The sequence below is a fragment of the Pseudoalteromonas sp. P1-11 genome (genome assembly GCF_001399995.1).
Classification (GTDB): Bacteria; Pseudomonadota; Gammaproteobacteria; order Enterobacterales; family Alteromonadaceae; genus Pseudoalteromonas; species Pseudoalteromonas atlantica.
Genome location: NZ_LJSP01000008.1, coordinates 71409 through 91619 on the forward strand (window position 1 = coordinate 71409; position 20211 = coordinate 91619).

At 40.3% G+C, this 20211-nt stretch carries 12 protein-coding genes; 11 read left to right on the top strand and 1 reads right to left on the bottom strand.

What is annotated here, in order from left to right:
* The first annotated feature begins 201 nt into the window (after positions 1-201).
* The 5 genes from AN390_RS14195 (at position 202) to AN390_RS14215 (ending at position 10674) form a co-directional block, all read left to right on the top strand.
* A complete protein-coding gene (locus tag AN390_RS14195) occupies positions 202-1257 on the top strand; it encodes an OmpA family protein (protein ID WP_055255167.1) in 1056 nt (351 codons plus the stop codon).
* A gap of 308 nt (positions 1258-1565) precedes the next feature.
* Complete coding sequence (gene acnB / locus AN390_RS14200) at positions 1566-4163, top strand: bifunctional aconitate hydratase 2/2-methylisocitrate dehydratase (protein ID WP_004588162.1); 2598 nt, start codon at positions 1566-1568, stop codon at positions 4161-4163.
* Between the two features lie 234 nt (positions 4164-4397).
* The gene (locus tag AN390_RS14205) at positions 4398-8576 is read left to right on the top strand and encodes a PKD domain-containing protein (protein ID WP_055255168.1); all 4179 of its coding nucleotides are present in this window, start codon (positions 4398-4400) and stop codon (positions 8574-8576) included.
* Between the two features lie 220 nt (positions 8577-8796).
* On the top strand, positions 8797-9429 hold the full coding sequence (locus AN390_RS14210; protein WP_055255169.1) for a 2OG-Fe dioxygenase family protein: 633 nt from the start codon (positions 8797-8799) through the stop codon (positions 9427-9429).
* A 9-nt stretch (positions 9430-9438) separates the two neighbouring features.
* Complete coding sequence (locus AN390_RS14215; protein WP_055255170.1) at positions 9439-10674, top strand: cysteine desulfurase-like protein; 1236 nt, start codon at positions 9439-9441, stop codon at positions 10672-10674.
* Positions 10675-10694: 20 nt separating this feature from the next.
* On the opposite strand, the gene AN390_RS14220 is transcribed toward AN390_RS14215, so the two are convergent.
* Positions 10695-11399, bottom strand: a complete 705-nt coding sequence (locus AN390_RS14220; RefSeq protein ID WP_055255171.1) for a 2OG-Fe(II) oxygenase — start codon at positions 11397-11399, stop codon at positions 10695-10697.
* Positions 11400-11435: 36 nt separating this feature from the next.
* Here AN390_RS14220 and AN390_RS14225 point away from each other — a divergent pair, with 36 nt between their 5' ends.
* The 6 genes from AN390_RS14225 (at position 11436) to AN390_RS14250 (ending at position 19955) form a co-directional block, all read left to right on the top strand.
* A complete protein-coding gene (locus tag AN390_RS14225) occupies positions 11436-11825 on the top strand; it encodes a thioesterase family protein (protein ID WP_024032015.1) in 390 nt (129 codons plus the stop codon).
* Positions 11826-12006: 181 nt separating this feature from the next.
* The gene (locus tag AN390_RS14230; RefSeq protein WP_055255172.1) at positions 12007-12987 is read left to right on the top strand and encodes an aldose epimerase family protein; all 981 of its coding nucleotides are present in this window, start codon (positions 12007-12009) and stop codon (positions 12985-12987) included.
* Between the two features lie 186 nt (positions 12988-13173).
* Positions 13174-15921, top strand: a complete 2748-nt coding sequence (locus AN390_RS14235; RefSeq protein ID WP_024032017.1) for a TonB-dependent receptor — start codon at positions 13174-13176, stop codon at positions 15919-15921.
* Between the two features lie 173 nt (positions 15922-16094).
* A complete protein-coding gene (locus AN390_RS14240; protein WP_055255173.1) occupies positions 16095-17621 on the top strand; it encodes a tryptophan halogenase family protein in 1527 nt (508 codons plus the stop codon).
* Positions 17622-17633: 12 nt separating this feature from the next.
* Positions 17634-18395: a SapC family protein gene (locus AN390_RS14245; protein ID WP_055255174.1), complete on the top strand. Its 762-nt coding sequence runs from the start codon at positions 17634-17636 to the stop codon at positions 18393-18395.
* An 81-nt stretch (positions 18396-18476) separates the two neighbouring features.
* The gene (locus AN390_RS14250) at positions 18477-19955 is read left to right on the top strand and encodes an SLC5 family protein (RefSeq protein WP_024032020.1); all 1479 of its coding nucleotides are present in this window, start codon (positions 18477-18479) and stop codon (positions 19953-19955) included.
* The last annotated feature ends 256 nt before the right edge of the window (positions 19956-20211 follow it).

Below are 20211 nucleotides of genomic sequence, written 5' to 3' on the forward strand. Positions count from 1 at the left end.
ATTTATTAATTGCAGATTAGGTAAAAATTTTTACTTAACCTACAATTGGTGGTTGGAATGCCTGTAGATCGTTGAAAAAATTTATAAACTTTATTTTTCGTTAAGTATCGATTAACAAAAGCTCGGGTAGTGTGTATAAAACTGGTTGAGCTAGTATTGATTAGCTACAATTTTCTAAGTTGTTAAAATGGGAAGAAAACAATGAAATTAAAATCACTTACAATTGCAATTGCGTTAGCTGCAACTAGCGCGTCTACATTCGCTGCCGATAAAGAAGAAGGTTTCTACATTGGTGCATTTGGTGACTACTATGATGCGTCATGGGAAAACATGCGCGCTCAAGCTGGCCTTGACGTAAACGAGTCAACTGGTTGGGGTGTAGAAGCAGGTTACCGTTTCAGCGATTACTGGAGCGCACGCCTTGAGTATGCAGATATGGACTTTAACGCGTTCGATAAAGCTGCGGGCAATCGTAATAATATCGACGGCGAGCGTTACGGTATTGATGCGCTTTACCACCTTGACGGCGGTCCTTTCTACGGTCTATTCGGTATTAAAGAAATGGACGTAGTAGATGACAACACATTCTTAAACGCAGGTGTTGGTTACCAACATTTTATTACTGATGGCTTTTTCGTAAACGCTGAAACTGCGGTATACCAAGGTCTTGATAAAGGTTACACAGATGTAGGTGCTAAAATTGGTATTAACTACTTATTTGGCCAAAACTCTATGCCTGCACAGCCTGTAGAGCCAGCACCTACAGTAGTAGAAGTACCTGTAGAACCTAAAGACAGCGACAACGACAACATCCTAGATAAAGATGATAAATGTCCTAACACGCCAATGACAGACGCTGTTGATGGCGATGGCTGTACTTTATACGAAGACCGTGAAGTAACAACAAGCTTATTAGTTACTTTCCCACATGATTCTGCACAAGTTGGTCAACGTTACTTTGACGACATTGCATCAGTATCTGAGTTCTTAAAAGAGCACGAAGATACAACTGTACTACTTGAAGGCCACGCGTCAGCGGTAGGTAACGCAAACTACAACAAGATGCTTTCTAAAAAGCGTGCTGATGATGTAGCACAAGAGCTAATAAAAGATGGCATTGCTGAAGATCGCATTACAACTGTTGGTCTAGGTGAAGAACGTCTTAAAAACACAGCTAACACGAAAGAAGCTCACGCTGAAAACCGTCGTGTAGAAGCACATGTAAAATCTATTGAACGTGTAAAAGTTAAGCGTTAATAGATACTTACTTTATTTTAAAAACCCAGCCTAGTGCTGGGTTTTTTTATGCCTTTAAAACAGCATATGCAGTATTAACCTGATTAAACAAGAATGATTATTACTTAACAAACATTCACGAAAATAGAATTTACGCTTACCACTATTCATAACATTTATAGTCGGTATAATCAGTTGCTTAGCTGGATGGATTTTCATCTATACATAAAAGCTTTATAATCCCGCGTTAGAATACTATAAGTATTGGGTTACTTTTTTTGCGCATGAGGCGCTACCGAATACTTTCACGTCACCAAGAGGGCAATATTGTGCTACAAGAATATCGTAAACACGTAGAAGAACGTGCCGCGTTAGGTATCGTACCAGCGCCATTAGATGCTCAGCAAACGGCTGATCTTATTGAACTAATTAAAAACCCACCAGCGGGTGAAGAAGAGTTCATCTTAGATTTACTAATCAACCGCGTACCACCAGGCGTTGATGATGCAGCATACATCAAAGCAGGCTTTTTAGCGGCAGTTGCTAAAGGCGAAGCACAATCTCCATTAGTATCTAAAGAAAAAGCAGCAGAATTATTAGGTACAATGTTAGGTGGTTACAACATCGCCCCAATGATTGAGCTACTTGATGACGAAACCCTTGCGCCTATCGCTGTAAAAGGTCTATCAAACACATTATTAATGTTTGATGCATTTTACGACGTAGAAGAAAAAGCAAAAGCAGGTAACGAGCACGCTAAAAAGATTATTCAATCTTGGGCAGACGCTGAATGGTTTACTAACAAGCCAGCTGTTGCTGAAAAAATCTCTGTTACTGTATTTAAAGTAACCGGCGAGACAAACACTGATGATTTATCACCAGCACCAGATGCATGGTCACGTCCAGATATCCCGCTTCATGCTTTAGCAATGCTAAAAAATGAGCGCGACGGTATCACTCCTGACAAAGCGGGTGAAGTAGGTCCAATCACTAAACTTGAAGAATTAAAAACACAAGGTTTACCACTTGCATACGTAGGTGACGTTGTAGGTACTGGCTCTTCTCGTAAATCTGCAACTAACTCTGTACTTTGGTTTATGGGTGATGATATCCCATACGTACCTAATAAGCGCGTTGGTGGTGTATGTTTAGGTAACAAAATTGCGCCTATCTTCTTCAACACAATGGAAGATTCAGGTGCGTTACCAATCGAGTTAAATGTTGATGAGTTCAACATGGGTGATCAAATTGATATTTACCCATACGAAGGTGTAGTTAAGCGCCACGGTACTGATGACGTTATCTCTACTTTTGAACTTAAATCAGACGTAATTTTAGATGAAGTACGTGCCGGCGGCCGTATTCCTCTAATCATTGGTCGTGGTTTAACAGACAAAGCACGTACCTCTTTAGGTTTAGGTGCTACTGACGTATTTAAAGTACCAGCAGTAACAGAAGTGTCTGATAAAGGCTTTACACTAGCGCAAAAAATGGTTGGTAAAGCATGTAACGTAGCAGGTATTCGCCCAGGCCAATACTGTGAGCCTAAAATGACCACTGTAGGTTCGCAAGATACTACAGGTCCTATGACACGTGATGAGCTTAAAGACTTAGCATGTTTAGGTTTCTCTGCAGATTTAACAATGCAGTCATTCTGTCATACCTCTGCTTACCCTAAACCAATTGACGTAAACACTCACCATACGCTTCCTGATTTCATCATGAACCGTGGCGGTGTTTCACTTCGCCCTGGTGATGGTGTAATTCACTCTTGGTTAAACCGTATGTTATTACCAGATACTGTAGGTACTGGTGGTGATTCACATACACGTTTCCCATTAGGTATTTCGTTCCCAGCGGGTTCAGGTGCAGTAGCGTTCGCAGCAGCAACAGGTGTTATGCCACTTGATATGCCTGAGTCTATTTTGGTTCGCTTTAAAGGTGAAATGCAACCAGGTATCACTTTACGTGACCTAGTACACGCAATCCCTTACTACGGTATTAAGCAAGGCTTATTAACAGTAGAGAAAAAAGGTAAAATCAACGAATTCTCTGGTCGCGTACTAGAAATTGAAGGTGTTGAGCACTTAACTGTTGAGCAAGCGTTTGAATTATCAGATGCATCAGCAGAGCGTTCAGCAGCAGGTTGTACTGTTAAGCTTTCTAAAGAGTCTATCAGCGAATACCTTGAGTCTAACATTGTTATGCTTAAGTGGATGATCTCTGAAGGTTACGGCGATGTACGTACAATCGAACGTCGTATTAATGCAATGCAAGAGTGGTTAGCTAACCCAGAACTTATGGAAGCTGATGCTGATGCAGAGTACAAGCACGTTGTAGAAATCGACCTAGCAGAAATTAAAGAGCCAATCCTTTGTGCTCCAAATGACCCAGATGACGCGCGTTTACTTTCTGATGTTACTGGCGAGAAAATCGACGAAGTATTCATCGGTTCTTGTATGACTAACATAGGTCACTTCCGTGCTGCGGGTAAATTACTAGATGGCTTTACTGGTCGTATCCCAACTCAACTTTGGGTAGCTCCACCAACGAAGATGGATAAAGACCAACTAACTGACGAAGGTTACTACGGTATCTTTGGTCGTGTTGGTGCACGTATCGAAACGCCAGGGTGTTCACTGTGTATGGGTAACCAAGCACGTGTTGCTGATAAAGCAACGGTTGTTTCTACTTCAACACGTAACTTCCCTAACCGTTTAGGTACAGGCGCAAATGTATTCTTAGCATCAGCTGAGCTTGCTGCAGTAGCGGCAATTTTAGGTAAATTACCTACACCAGCTGAGTACCAAGAATACGCAGAGAAAATCAATGCAACGGCTGCAGATACATACCGTTACTTGAACTTCCACCGTATGCCTCAGTACACTAAAAAAGCAGACAACGTAATTATTCAGCAAGCTGTATAATCTAAACCTGTTTTAAAAAAACCCGCTTAGGCGGGTTTTTTATTGGCTAAAATAAAATCTTATGCTTTCAATAACTAAGCTATAAAAATAAATAATTAGCATAATAACTAGTAAATTAATTTGAAAATTAACAAAAAATGAACAATTATAAGTCACAATAACATTTGTTAATGATTGAGGGAGCAATCAACAAGTATTTTCTTGCTCCGCTTTAAACAACTCACGGAGCACATAATGGAATATAAAAGTAACTACCGATTAAAACTAATAGCGAGTACTGTGAGTGCGTGTTTTTTAGTGTCGGGCTGTAGTTTTGATAAAGATGAGGATAGCGACGAAAGCGTAAACTTAGCTCCCTCTGTAGCAATTTCTGGGCAAGGCGAAATACAAGAAAAAACCAGCTTTTCACTTACTGCCAGCGCATCAGATCAAGATGGAGAAATAGTAAATTATTATTGGCAGCATGACTCGACTTTAAACCTCAGCGCACAAAACCCAAATTCAAATGAGATAACATACCTCTCCCCCGATATTACAGAAGATGTAACTGTCAACTTTACAGTAACTGTAGAAGATGATGATGGGGCAACAACAAGTGCTACTCAGCAAGTATTAATTAAACGCAACTCAACGGCAGTGACTCTTAATGGCTTAATCACCGATAATACAATTAGTTATGCAAGCGTAGAAATAATAATAGGTGATGAAGTTTATTCAGCGACAGCAGATGAAAATGGTGTTTACACAATAGTATTAGATGTCGATGAAGCCTTAGAGCAAACCCTAGTAAAAGTTAAAGCTAAAGGGCGGGATGATTTAAATCCTGGGGTTGAATTTATCTCTCAGCTTAGCTCTGTTAAAAAGTTAGCTACGCAGGCAGGCGATGATGGCATTTTAGACAGTAATGAAAATTTTGGTGTTAACACAACTAATGTGACAACAGCAGAGTATGCACTGATTGTAAGAGATGGTGATGAACCGACAAGTGAAGATGAACTAGATAATGCACTTTTAAATGTCGATGCTGATGAAAAAGTACAACTTGCAAGCTTGATTAAAATTATTGTAGATAATTCTGATTATGAGTTGCCGGAGGGGGTAGAAAGCACCCTTGATTTAGTTACCGATGAAGAAGTTGCACAGCAATTTGAAGAAGAAGTTAACGAGCAAGACCCCGACCTAATAGAGCAAACGAAAACCGAAATTAAAGAAGACGAAGACTTAGTAACAGGCTCAAAAGAGCCGTTGGTTGGTGAGTATATAATTAATTCTCCGCGTTATTATGCAAACCCCGCTAGTCACTTAACCTTAAATGAAAATGGTACTGGTCAATACCATGCAGTGACGGGTAGCCCAGTAACATGGGAAGAAGTAAGTGGTAAAATCGAAGTTAATTTACAGTCTCCAGTACTTATTAATAAATACTCCCAGATCGAAGAAGATGTTGAAACTATTTATGAGGAGCATTTAAATTCATTTTCGCTACAAGTACTCGGCGAAAACGATGTTTTTAAAACAGTAGATATTAAAAGCGATATTTCAGTTTATGAAAACAGCGTTGAAGCGCAAAACAAGCAAGAAATACAAACCACCAACCTTATTCTTAAAAGTAAAACCTTAAGTTTGACCGTCGGAGATATTGTCGGTGAATGGGAAATGGAGCGTACAGAAAGCCGTAATTTCATTAGCCACCTAGAGACTATTGCTTTCTATGAGGATGGGACCGGCGCTGTTTTAAGTGATAATTCAGCACCGTTTGAGTGGGAGCTGACTAATAATCAATTACAAGTAACCTATGATGAAGACGGTAGCGTTGGAACAACAAATTTTTGGTTTACTAAAAATTTAAAAGCAGGCTATCAGCTAGTTTCATTAGATACTACATCAGCCGACCCAGCTGATAGCCAATATGGCTTAATGATAAAAAGAGAAGCGGTGTCTTTATCAAATGACGATTTAGTTGGGCGTTGGCAGGGCTTTGTTGGCACGTCACAACTTTATGATATGAACGTGTTTGCCGATGGCACAATAATGTTAGGGCTAGGAACTACGTCTTACCAAGGGATTCTTGAGGATGGAAAACTAACTAGACGCCGTTATGAATATAATGACTACACCGTTAGCAGTTGTGAAGGGTTTGATGAAACCTGCTACTTAAGCGCCGAAGTAACCCATGACATCATTGCAGTAGAAGACAGTCAATATTACTTACTAAGAGAGTTTAAATGGTTTTCTCCTGAAGGAGATATTGATGATATCCAAAAAGGTTTACTTATTTATCAGTACAGTAAAGAGCTAAGCTATTCAGAGTTTACCCCCTACTTATTACAAAGCAGTTTTAATCTTTATAAAAGTGCTGGTGAGCAAGTAATAGAGGATCGAATCCGGGTTAATTACGATGACGGCTCATTTACGATAACAATCGATGGCATAGAGTATGAAGCGCAGTTGAATGAAGGTGTCATTGAATATCAAAAAAATGCGCAAACATGGCTTTTTGAAATTGTTAGTGGTGATGGTGAAACATACACTATTTGTAATTACCAACAAGGTAGTAGCTGTACACAGAGCGATAAAACAGTCTATCAATCTAAAAACCCACGAGTGACTTTAACAGCTCTATCTAATGAATTTGGTCAATTACAGCCAGCAGTGCAAGAGGTGCCTTTTGCTCAGTTGGTTGGTTTTAATATAGTGCCTAATGAGGGCTATGAAGTTGATTCAATAGAAGGCTGCGAAGGTTATATTGAGGGGGAATATTATATTGCCTTTAGTGGACACAGTGACTGCGAAATTAATGCTACATTTGTGGAAAAGCCAGAAACAATATCAGGGCAATTTTTAATTAATAATCCTGATTATTTTACCTCTACCTCTTTCAAATTAGAGCTCAACGAAAATGAAGAGGGCGCATTTACTGGCAATAACCAGGTTGCGATCACTTGGTATAAATATTTTGATGAAATTAGAGTTTATTTTTCTGATGAGTATGTTTTAAATGAAAGTGTTGCGTATGAAGTTGAAAATGGCACTCAAGTAGAAGTTAGACGTAAAGATGTAATGACCAGTATGGTACTAAAGGAACGTTTTGATTTAGGTAACGCCTGGTACGAAATGACGCAGAGTATAAGTAAGTTTCGTAACGAGGAACTAGTTGAAGAGTGGCACAGTGATAGCCATGTTAAATTATTTGATTCTGTAGCATCTCAAATTGATTTAACCCCAAGCGATTTGGTTGGTAGCTGGTCTTTGGATATTCCATCTGAGAGTACAGTTAAGGAATTACTGCTAAATGGTGATGGAACAGGTAATGTAGTCGATACTATTGATACAACGCAAGCAGAAAGTTTTACTTGGCAGCAAACAGAAGTAGGGTTTCAAATTACGACTTCTGATAGTGTTGAAGATATCTATATTACTAAGGATATAGACCTTGGCTATCAAATGATAATGCAAGGCCAGTATGAAGATGAAAGACAGGTAAATGTTGCCGTGATGATAAGGCTTGAAGAACAACCTATAACACCGAGTAATTTTGCTGGGCGTCACTTATTTAAACAAGGTCATGACTTAGAGACCATTTGGGATGAGCTACAAGTATATGAAGATGGTCAAGTATTCTTCACTTATTCAACAAGTTCCATTCAAGGTGAGTTTAAAGATGAAAGCTTTAGTCGAAGCCGAAAATATGATCAACTTACAGGAACATACGGCTCCGATTGTGATTTGACTTTAGAAACGTGCTTAATTGATTATACGATGGATTATAGGCTTATTAATCAAAATGATAGTTACCAAGTTGTAGAGCGTGTATCTAGATCATTTGATACTAATTCAGGGGAAGAAAACCTTTCTTACGCATCACTTTACTTTGAAAACTATATTGAAAATACAAGCGCTGATAAGTTTTATGAGCATGAAATCCCTTTTGAAATTTACGAACGCAGTGGTGAGAGCTTCGTAAAGTGGGGTATTTACTATATAGATGGGTACGAGCTTTGGAAAAACGATATTAAAGCTGGATCACTTGAATTAGTTGAAGGTAAGTTTACCTACGAACAAGACGGCCAAAATAAGGTGATTGAATTTATCTCGAATGATCGCGATGAGATAGTGCTTTGTGAGTATTTACAAGGTACAGCATGTCAAAATCAAGAAAAGATGACCTTTACGATTTTTGCGCCAAGGTATGATGTTACAGTTTATTCAGATGGTAATGGTGTGGTAAATAACGGGGTTGAAAACTACACAAGCTTTCATGGCGATACGTTAACCTTTAATATTTCTGCAAATGCAGGCTATAAATTAGAGTCTATTAGCGGGTGTGATGGCGTTTTAGAAGACAATACATACACGGTTCATTATTTGGCGCAAAGCTGCGATATTAATATCGCATTTGAACTAATGGAGTGAATACGCTCTATAGTTTCGCTCTAAAATTAGAGCGGTGATTAAATTTAATAAATTGGCTACACAGTGTAGCCAATTTTTTTGAATTAAATTTTCAATAAACTAGGATTTTATATCTTAAAATTTAACTTTTTATCTTTTATGCCTCAATTTATGCTCAGAAAATCCTTCCTACATGCATTAAAATCCCTTTCAATATTCTCATTATTTTAAGCGAGATTTTATGACTGCATTAAACAACCAGAATTTACTGCAACTTCGTTTTATTAACCAAGCAAATATTGATTTGGTTAAGCCTTCTTTTGATAACCTACCTGCTAATCCGTATGCAGATGGTGAATTTCGTAAGCGTCGTTACTCGGTAATTAAATTTCAAAATGGTGAGCTAAAACTACAAGCTGCCAAAGCGTTTGTTCAAGACGATTCTATTAACACCTTTCAGGGTAATGTTGAGCGTACTTATGAAAACTTAGAGCAAAGCTTACTTGAGTCAGAAGGTATGAAAAGCATTGTAAGTGAGTTTTGTGAGCTTACCGGCATTGATGAAGGCCGTGATATTGAAATTCACCAATTTAGAATGCTTGCCATTGATAGCGATACGCCGGCAGCACCTGAAGGTGTGCATCAAGATGGGTTTGACCATGTTTGTGTATGTGGTGTTTCTCACGAAAACTTAGAAGGCGGCGAGCTGCTTGTATACGAAAACAAGCAAGCTGAACCGTGTTTTAAAATGGAAATTAAAGACGGAATGTTTGCACTAATAAACGACCGTCAAGTTTGGCACAATGCAACGCCAATGAACAAAGTAGATACAAGCAAGCCAGGTTACCTGGATTGTTTTGTACTTACCTCTTAAGGAATGCTCATGAACATAGCGCAACTACGTGAGCAGTTTCCTGCATTAATACAAACCGTTGATGGTAAATCGCCAATATTTTTAGATGGCCCAGGTGGCTCTCAAGTGCCGCAGTCTGTACTAAATGCAATGACTGCTTATTTAGGGCACTACAACTCAAACTTAGGCGGTGCGTTTTTTTCAAGTGATAAAACCGTTGAGTTAATGGCAAATGCGCGCCAAGCAGCGGCCGATTTACTTAATGCGCCAAGTGCACAAAATATAGTGTTTGGCCCTAACATGACCAGCCTTACCTTTAGCTTTAGCCGTGCTATTTCACGCGATTGGCAAGCCGGCGATGAGATTGTTGTGACTAACGCTGATCATTTCTCAAATGTATCGTCGTGGCAGCAAGCAGCGCAAGATAAAGGCGCTAAAGTTCAAACAGCTTTAATTAACGAGGCTGATTGCAGCTTAGATATGGCGCAGTTTGAAAGCTTATTAAACAGCAATACTAAACTGGTTGCGGTAACTTACGCTTCAAATACTACGGGTTCTATTAACGATATTAAACGTATTATAGAGCTTGCCCATGCTGTAGGCGCATTAGTGTACGTTGATGCTGTGCATTATGCACCGCACGAGCTTGTTGATGTTCAGGCTCTTGATTGCGACTTTTTGGCTTGTTCTGCCTATAAGTTTTTTGGTCCTCACTTAGGCATGGTGTACGGTAAAACACAGCATCTTGAAGGTTTTACGCCTTACAAAGTAGAACCAGCTAAAGATGTAGCACCAGGCCGATGGGAAACAGGCACGCAAAGCTTCGAAGCCTTAGCGGGTTTTATTGCCGCTGTTGATTACATTGCTGCAATTAGCGGGCTTGATGAAGGCCACACGCGCCGTGAAAAGTTAACTGCGGCTTTTGCTAAAACAAAGCAGCATGAAATGGCGCTTAGTGAGCACTTTTTAACACGTTTGGTTAATTACCCGCGTATTAAATTGTTTGGTATTGATGATTTTGATCGTTTAAACGAGCGTACACCTACTTTTGCTTTAACGTTTGAAGGTTTAGAGCCACGTGAAGTGTCTGAATTTTTAGGTAAGCAACACATATGTGTGTGGGATGGACATTTTTACGCGCAAGGTTTGTGTAAGCAATTAGGTGTGCTTGATAAAGGCGGTGTAGTACGTATTGGTTGTATGCACTACAACACCATTGAAGAGCTAGATCAGTTGTTTAATTTATTTGATGAACTGCTCGGTTAAATGATACTAATTTTGGTGCGCTAACTTTTAGGCGCACCATATATTTGCTCTGCACGGTTAAATAGCACCCACGAGGTTAAAATATACTTATCGTTCGATACCGGTTTATTACCTCGATGGGTATGCGTAAAGTAGCCTGGGGCAATGACCATAGTGCCTTTTTTAGGCGCAATTTTACGTTTTTGATAATAAAACTCTGTTTCGCCACCTTCGTCTACATCGTTTAAATAAAACATAAATAATAATACACGGTGCAGGGCTTCATTGTGTTGTAGCTGTGGATACACTTCACTATGCCAGTAAGGGTAGCCGCCTTTATTTACCTCGTACTTTTGCGCCTGAATGTTCCCAAGTCTAAATATTTGCTGCACCAACACAGAGAGCTGTGGTTTGCCCACTTCGTCAAAGTTATCCTGAGTTAAATCCACCACATCCCCCGTTTTTGGGTGATAAACTTTTAAGCCAAATGCGCCAATTAGCATAAAAAAGTGTGCTTCTACATAGTTAAAAACATGCTGTGCAGTGGTTTGCTGAATATGCTTTAATTGTTGGGCGTATTCTGGGTAACTGTTTAATTGCAGGTCGTGGCTGTCTTTCTTTTTTAAGTCCACACCACCAGAGGTTACACCTTGTTTTACATGCGGGCTGTTAGAGAATGTGGTAATAAAGTTATCGCAAAAATCATCGCTTAACGCGTTATCAATAACGTGGATAAAGTCCGTCATGATTTACCTTTTTATTTAGTTTTTATTTGGATTTTTATGTTTATTGAAAAAGTGATGCCGCGCTTTAGCGAAACAGATGCACTCGGACACATCAACAATACCGTACTACCTGTGTGGTTTGAAGCCGCACGCGTCCCTATTTTTAAATTTTTTACCCCCGATCTAAACCCACACGACTGGAAACTGATCATTGCTAAAATAGAAGCATCGTTTGTAGGGGAATTATTTTATGCTCACGAAGTGACGATTAAAACAGCTGTTGAGCATGTAGGAAATAGCTCTTTTACCATTAAGCAAGAGGCGTGGCAGCAAGGTAAATGCTGTGTTGTGGGTAAAACTGTATTAGTGCGTTATAACTTTAAAAACAAAGCTAAACAAAATTTAAGCGAAGCAGAAGTCGCAGCACTCAGCGAACACCTAGTTTAACTAGGTGCATTTACTCCATGCAACGAGGAGCGGTGATGTAAACCACAAGCGACAGCTGTGAATTTTTATAGCGTTATTTTAACGCATTTTGATTGAGTTACGCTTCTCACTTATATACTATTTATATTATATATTGTTGCACCGCTATGACAGGTACTGTTGAGCTGGTAGTTTATGGAGAATGAATGTGGCATCTACAACTGGCAATAAATCGTTAGAGGTAATAACGCTTAGCGATGGTAAAAGCTTAACTGCAGAAATATTGCCATTTGGCGCTATTATCAAAAGCATAAAGTTTAATAACCAAGAGATGACACTGTGCGTTAACGAACCTGCTTATTATTTAGAAAACCCATTTTATTTAGGGGCAACAGTCGGGCGCTACGCAAATCGTATTGAAAACGGACGTTTTGTATTATCAGGCACAGAGTACCAACTTAAAGCAAATAATGGCCCAAATAGCTTACACGGCGGCGAAAAAGGCTTTAATAAAGTACAGTGGCAAGTCACTAAACAAAGCAATAATGAAGTGGAGCTTTATTATTGCTCGGCAGATGGGGAAGAAGGCTTTCCTGGGCAGTTACAAGTTTGGCAAACAATTACTGCACGCAATGGCGAGCTAATCCTCAGTTACAAAGCTATTACCGATAAAGAAACCCTCGTTAACTTTACCAACCACTGCTATTTTAATCTTGAAGGCAGTGAGAGCATTAATAACCACCTGCTGCAAATAAATACCGCAACCTATTTACCTATCGATAGTAACAGTATACCGCTTGCCCATTATGAAGATGGCTCGGGCAGCTGCTTTGATTTTACTCACCCCAAGCCCATTGGCGATGCACTTTGCGCACAGCATGCGCAACTTGATGCCGGTAGTGGCTTTGATCATTGCTATATTTTTAGCGATGACAATCGTTTAAAAACAATGGCTACATTAACCTCGCCACACACGGGCGTTAATTTAACCCTTAAAAGTACCCAACCGGGTATGCAGCTTTATACGGCAAATTTTGTAGGCTCTCCTTTTAAAGCACGCCAAGCGGTGTGTTTAGAAGCCCAAAACTGGCCCAATGCAGCAAATAGAAGCGATTATCCAAAAGCTAATTTATTGCCGGATGAAGAATATAATCATCAAATAATTTTTGCGTTTTCGCAATAACGTACTAATTCTACTGTTAAATTAAAGAAAACAAAAAGAAAAATACACGTAACAAAAAGATATCCATAATTAAGGAAAAGGTTGCACTTTTGCTCAATTTAAAGTATTTATATTATAAATAGTATTTGAAGCTATACACACCACACAACGACAAAATGACTACACACAATCAGGAGTTTTTAAAAAATGATAATTAACAATAAGTTATCGTTCAACAAGAAAACCGCACTCAGTATTGCTATTACAGGCATATTGGCAAGCGGCCACGTTGCAGCTCAAGGCGCTGAAGGCGACACACCGACAGTAGTAGATAAAGATGTTGAGGTTATCGCAGTAACGGGTATTCGCAGCAGCTTACGTTCATCAATGTTAGATAAAAAAGCATCTAATGTTGTAACCGATGGGATTAAAGCAGAAGATCTTGGTAAATTTCCTGATTTAAACGTAGCAGAGTCTCTGCAACGTATTACAGGTGTAGCCATTGACCGTAGTGGCGGTGAAGGGCAAGCAGTAACAATTCGTGGTTTTGGTCCACAATTTAACACGGTACTTGTAAATGGTCGTCAAATTGCGACTGACAGTGCAGGGCGTGAATTTAATTTTGATGTATTAGCGGCAGATCAAATCACCGGTGCTGATATTTATAAAAGTAACAGTGCAACGCTTCAAGAAGGCGGCATTGGTGGTACGGTTAACGTAACCACAGCTCGTCCATTCGATTTTGGTGGCTTACATGTGATTGGTTCAGTAAAAGGCATGTACGAAAGCCTTTCTGAAGAAGTATCGCCATCGGCTTCATTTTTAGTAAGTAATACGTTTAACGACGACAAGCTCGGTGTGCTTTTTGCCATCACTAACCAACAACGTAAGCTGCAAAATAACCAAATTTTAACGGCTGGTTGGCGCGGTGGACAAACCATTTCAAACCCACAAGACGGCGTATTGTACGACAATGCATACATCCCACGTAACTGGGACCAAGTTGTAGATGAGCAAGACCGTGAACGTACTAATGCAAGCTTAGTATTACAATATGCACCGTCTGACGATATTACTATTACCGTAGATGGTTTAATTTCTAAATTTGAAGTGGACTCATCAGTACGCGATTTAGCTTCTTGGTTTGAACCAGACCGCGTAGGTAGCGCAACAATCGATCCAGAAACGGGTACCTTGCTTACCTTTACGCAAGAAGTAGGTTTAGGTAACGCCAGTGGCAATCCTGCAACCGACTTTGTATCACACACACGTAACTCGCGTGATGTAACTAACAAAGCATTTGGTATTAACGTTGACTGGCAAGTAAACGAGTCATTAAAAGCAAAATTTGACGTATCTCGCTCAACAGCTGAAAACGACCGTGCTGGTAATGACCGCTTTAACGTAGTGGGTATTATTAACAGCTACAGCTTTGATGGCACCGGTAGCGTTCCTACCGTACAGCATGATGGTTTTGAAAATGGCTCGCTGCCAGATGCAAGCCTTGCGCGTCTTCACTACAACGAAATTGGTAACCAGTTTACTGATGAAGATGAAATTACCGAAATCAAAGCCGATTTTGAATACGTACCAGATAAAGGCCCAGTTGATCGCATTAACTTTGGTGCTTATCGTCAAGAACGTGAAAAATCAAGCTTCCAAATTTTTGGTAGCCAATGTCAATTTTGTGGTTACGGCACTGAAGCGCCACTTGATGAAATTGATTTTGAAGCTTACTCAGCAAGTAACTACTTCCCAGGTTTAATCGATACATTTTATAGCTACGACGGCGACAAAATGCTTGATTACCTTGCTGACCAAGGTTTCCCTGTAGAGCCAACACTACAAAATAACCGTTACACAATTAACGAAGATATCACTAGCCTTTACATGGACTTTACCATTGGTTTCGACCTAGCTGATATGCCAGTTACGGTTAACATGGGTGCACGTTACTCAGAAACTGATATTGAAGTAGCGGCTGTACAAAGCTTTATCAGCGATGTTATTCCTACCTCTGATGCCACTTTATTCCAAAACGTATTTGGCCCGGCAACAGACATTCAAGAAGGGACGAGCTACTCAAACTTACTTCCTTCTTTTAACGTTAAGCTTGAACTGCAAGACAACATGATTTTACGCTTTGCAGCGTACGACAGTATTACTCGCCCTACTATGTCACAGTTATCACCTGCGACCACGTTTAACGAGCCTCGTCGTCAAAACTTAACAGCAAGTGGTGGTAACCCTGCACTTAAGCCATTCCAATCTGAAAACTGGGATATCTCTTACGAGTGGTACTACAACGACGCTAACTTATTTAGCTTTGCCGTATTTAGTAAAGAAGTGGATGACTTTATTGTTACCCTAACCGGCGACGAAACATACGACATGACTGACCGTACAGGCCCTGATTTTGCGTGTACAACCTGTACTGATCAAACCGATGCCGAACTTAACGGTAGCTCAGAAGTTTACACTGTAAGCCGCCCGCAAAATGGCGAGTCTGCAACGGTAACGGGTTACGAAATCGGTGTAACTCATATGTTTGAAAACGGCTTTGGTTTTATTGCTAATGCTACGGTAGTAGATAGCGATATTAGTGTTGATGGTGATACAAGCCAAACATTTGCGCTTGAAGGGTTAGGTGATTCACAAAACTTAGTGCTGTTTTACGAGCAAGATAACTGGCAGGCACGTGTTGCATTTAACAACCGTGAGGGCTTTTTACGCTTAGTTGATAACGGCTTTAACGGCGAACCAGTGAACGTAGAAACGTACGGTCAATGGGATATTAGTGCAAGCTACGATATCAACGAAAACTTCACTATTTTTGCCGAAGGCATCAACATTACTGAAGAAGAGCTAGTGCAAACGGGCCGTTTTGCTAATCAAATCTACTCTGTAGAAGATAATGGCTCACGTTACGCGTTTGGTATTCGCGGTACGTTTTAATTGATAGCAGAGGCAGCGATTGCCTCTTAGTTTTCATTGCAGTGCATTATAAGTACTGTTACTAATAAAGTTAGTAGCTAATTTGCACAAAATGAGACTAATTTAAACAAATGCCCGAAAGGGCATTTGTTGTCTAACCGGTTATCAATAAAGTACTCAAAGAGTAGTCCGTTATGAATAAAGCAATAAAAACAATCGCCGTAATTGGTGGCGGCACAGCAGGATGGCTGAGCGCTGCAATTATCGCTTCGTATCACCAAGGTAATAAGGGTGATGGCTTAAAAGTGATGTTGGTAGAATCATCTGATATTCCAACAATTGGTGTAGGTGAAGGTACCTGGCCCACTATGAAAAACACGCTTCAGCAAATTGGTTTGCGAGAAGTGGATGTATTTAAAGCCTGTAATGCCACCTTTAAACAAGGCGGTAAATTTGTAAACTGGACGCATGGCAACAACGATTTTTACTACCATCCCTTTACGGTACCGCTAGGTTACGGCCGTATAGATTTAGCCCCCTACTTAGATAATGTTGAAAACTTTGCTCAGCAAACTAATTTTCAGCACGATATTTGCGAAGCAAACCTAGCACCGAGAGGCATTGCGCAAGGCGAGTATCAAGCAAATTGTAATTACGCATACCATTTAGATGCCGGTGCCTTTGCCGAGCTATTAAAGCAACATTGTAAGAGCAAACTCGGCATTGAGCACATTATTGGTACCGTTGATCAGGTAAAGCTTGATGAAAGCGGGGCTATAGACACGCTTACCTTAACCGATCAAACCCGCACCATAAACGCTGATTTATACATAGACTGCACGGGGTTTTCATCGCTGTTATTAGGCCAAGCCCTTAACGTGCCATTTAAAAAAATGGATCACGTATTATTTAACGACAGCGCCCTAGCTATGCAAGTCCCCTACGACGAAGGTGATGAGTCACTGGCCAGTCATACCATTGCCACCGCACAAAATGCTGGGTGGATTTGGGATATAGGCCTAACGCATCGCCGTGGTGTAGGGCATGTATATTCAAGCAAGTTTTTATCAGATGAAGAAGCCGAGCAAAACTTACGTAACTATTTAGGTGATGCCGCTAAAGGCTTAACTGCCCGAAAAATAAGTTTTGAGTCAGGCTATCGCGAAAAATTTTGGCACAAAAACTGTGTTGCAGTGGGGATGTCGGCAGGTTTTGTAGAGCCCCTTGAAGCAACTGCCATTATGCTGGTTGAAATTTCGTCTCGCTTTGTTGCAGAGCACATGCCAGCCAACACCCAAGTAATGCCCATTGTTGCAAAGCGCTTTAATGAGCAAATGAATTATCGCTGGCAGCGTATTATCGACTTTTTAAAACTACATTACATGCTAACTAAGCGCCCAGAGCCTTATTGGCAAGCGCACGTACAACCACAAAGCATTCCGCAAAGTTTACAAGAAGACTTACTGCTTTGGGGGACGCGTGGCCCTCTTATTCAAGATTTTCATGGCGCATTAGAGCTATTTCCTGCCGCCAGTTACCAGTATGTTTTATACGGTATGGGCTTTAAGCCCGACTTTACTAAGCAAGCGTATTTGTACTCAAACGATGCGCAAGCAAATCAAATAATTGAACGTAACAGCCAGCTTACACAGCAGATGTTGCAAACGTTGCCGCCTCACCGTGCTTATATTGAGCAGTGGCTTGCGGCTAACCCAGTTTAAGGATGTGTAACTATGGCAATTAGTGAACTATCAAATACTCAACACCAAGCAATAAAAATTAACCCTAATGCGGGTGTTGAATACGCAAAAACACAGCATTTAGTTAATCTGCGTGCAAACGAAGTAGCAAAAGCGGCCTGCGATTTACCTATTTTTTTAGCGCGTAACGCACACAACGGCAGCCACACTATTTCGGGTTTAACCAGCTTTAGTGCTCAGCAAAGTTTATTTGTGAGTAACAATCAATGGCAAGCGCTGTACATGCCTGTGTGCATGCAAACCCAGCCGCTTTATTTACTCACTCGTGAGGCAAATAGCAGTGATTACTTTATTGCTATTGATGAGCAAAGCTCAGCCGTTAATACCCAGCAAGGCGAGCCGTTATTTGATGCCAAAGGCAACCCAAGCCTGTATTTAAGTGCGCAGCAAAAGCTACTAGAAAGCGATTTAAAAAATGATTATCAAACGTACCAATTTACCCAAGAAATTGCCCGCTTAGGGCTTATTAAAAACATAGATATTGTTTTGCAGTTTGAACAAGGCGAGGCGCAAACTATTCAAGGTTTGAGCACTGTTGATGAAGATAAACTGCAAACTTTAGACAGCGATACCATTGCCAATTTACACAAACAAGGTTACCTGAGCGTACTTAACAGCATGCTTATTTCGTTGTTTCAGTTAAATGCGTTAGTAAAGCGTCACAACCAGCATCCTGAACTTATGCCATTAAAGCAAATTAAGTTAGAACTAAGTCGAGATGCACACGCACTGTAAGGTGCAATTTATTAATTAGCCTTGATAGGTTAATACGTTCACATAGACAGACATTGCGTTTAACGCGCTGGAGACACACACATGTCAGACAACATTTTGCAGTTGGTGGTTTTTTTCTTTGTAACCGCTTTAATTGGTGGACTTACATATTGGAAGTGCCGAGGCCAAAACCGTAATAGTGGTGATAATCAAACAAAAGAGTATTTTTTAGCGGGCGGTGGCCTTACTTGGATGTTTGTAGCAGGCTCAATTACGCTCACAAATTTAAGTACCGACCAGCTGGTGGGCATGAATGGCAATCAAATGGCCTTGCTTGTGTGGTGGGAATTGGCGGCTATTTTAGGGCTTATTATTTTAGCCAAAGTATTTATTCCTGTTTATTACAAGTACAACTGTACAACCACCACGGAGCTGTTAGAAAAACGCTACAACAACAAGCATATTCGCGCTGTTATTGGTGGCTTATTCTTTTTAGGTAATGCGCTAATTTACATGCCTGCGGTTATTTATTCTGGTGCGCTATTTATGCAAACCATGTTTAAGGTTGATATTCCGCTAATGTACATAGCGACCGCATTTGCTTTAGTAGGCGCTATTTATGCATTTTTTGGTGGCTTACGTGCGGTTGCCGTATCCGATACCTACAATGGTTTATTAGTGTTGGGCATGGCAATACTGGTCGTATTTTTAGCGCTTAACGCGATTGATTACGACTTTAGCGGTATTCCACAAGAGCGCTTAACATTAATTGGTGATGCTGACTCGCCAATCCCTTGGCCTACGCTTTTAACCGGTATGATCTTTATTCAAATGTATTACTGGGGTACTAACCAAACCATTACCCAGAGAGCAATGGCTGCGCCAAACGTTAAAGAAGCGCAAAAAGGGATATTTGCAGCAGCGGGTATTCGCTTTTTAATTGTACCGGCGATTGTGGTACTACCGGGTATTATTTCGTACAAATTGTATGGCGACATTGGCGATGCAGCTTATGGCCGAATTGTAGGTGATGTAATGCCTGCATGGTTAACGGGTGTATTTGCCGCAGCAATGGCGGCAGCAGTGCTTTCTACTTATAACAGCTTATTAAACTCGGCTACGGCACTTTACGTGTGTGATATTCACGAAGCTTACTTTAATAAAGAGCCAAGTGTAGTAAAGCTAAGTGGCTATGTTACGTTGTTACTTACTAGCTTAACGCTTGTGCTTGTGCCAATTTATCAGCAAGCCGACAGCATTATTAACTTACTACAACAGTTAAACGGCTTATTAAGTATGCCTATATTCTCAATTTTTGTAGTGGGCTTATTGTTTAAAAATGTGGATGCGCGTGCAGGTATTGCCGCGGTAATTTTAGGCGTGGTTATGTATGGCATGCTGACGTTTGAAAATTCGCCGCTACATACTGAACTACACTATATTCACTTAATGCCAATTACACTTATTGTATGTGTAGCCTTTGCGTTAATCGTTAATAAAGTAGTGTTTGGTTTAAATGCACAGTGGGCAGGTAAAACACCTGCTATTGAAGATACGCCACCAGTGCACGCACCAAAATAACCAGCAATAAAAAGTTAAGTCACTTTTTATTAGCCAGTTAACACATTACTAAATCGGCCTAAGGTAACTTAGGCCGATTTTTGTTTATTCAATTAACCTACACTGTAGATAACACCTATGGGCAATAATACTTAATCATTTTGCGTGGCTAAACGTGTGACTACCAGCTGGGTTTTACAGGCTACCCCAGGCTAAAAGCCCACTAAATATAATATTGCTCAAGGTGGTATTAAATTTTTTAACCGCTGTTTAAGTT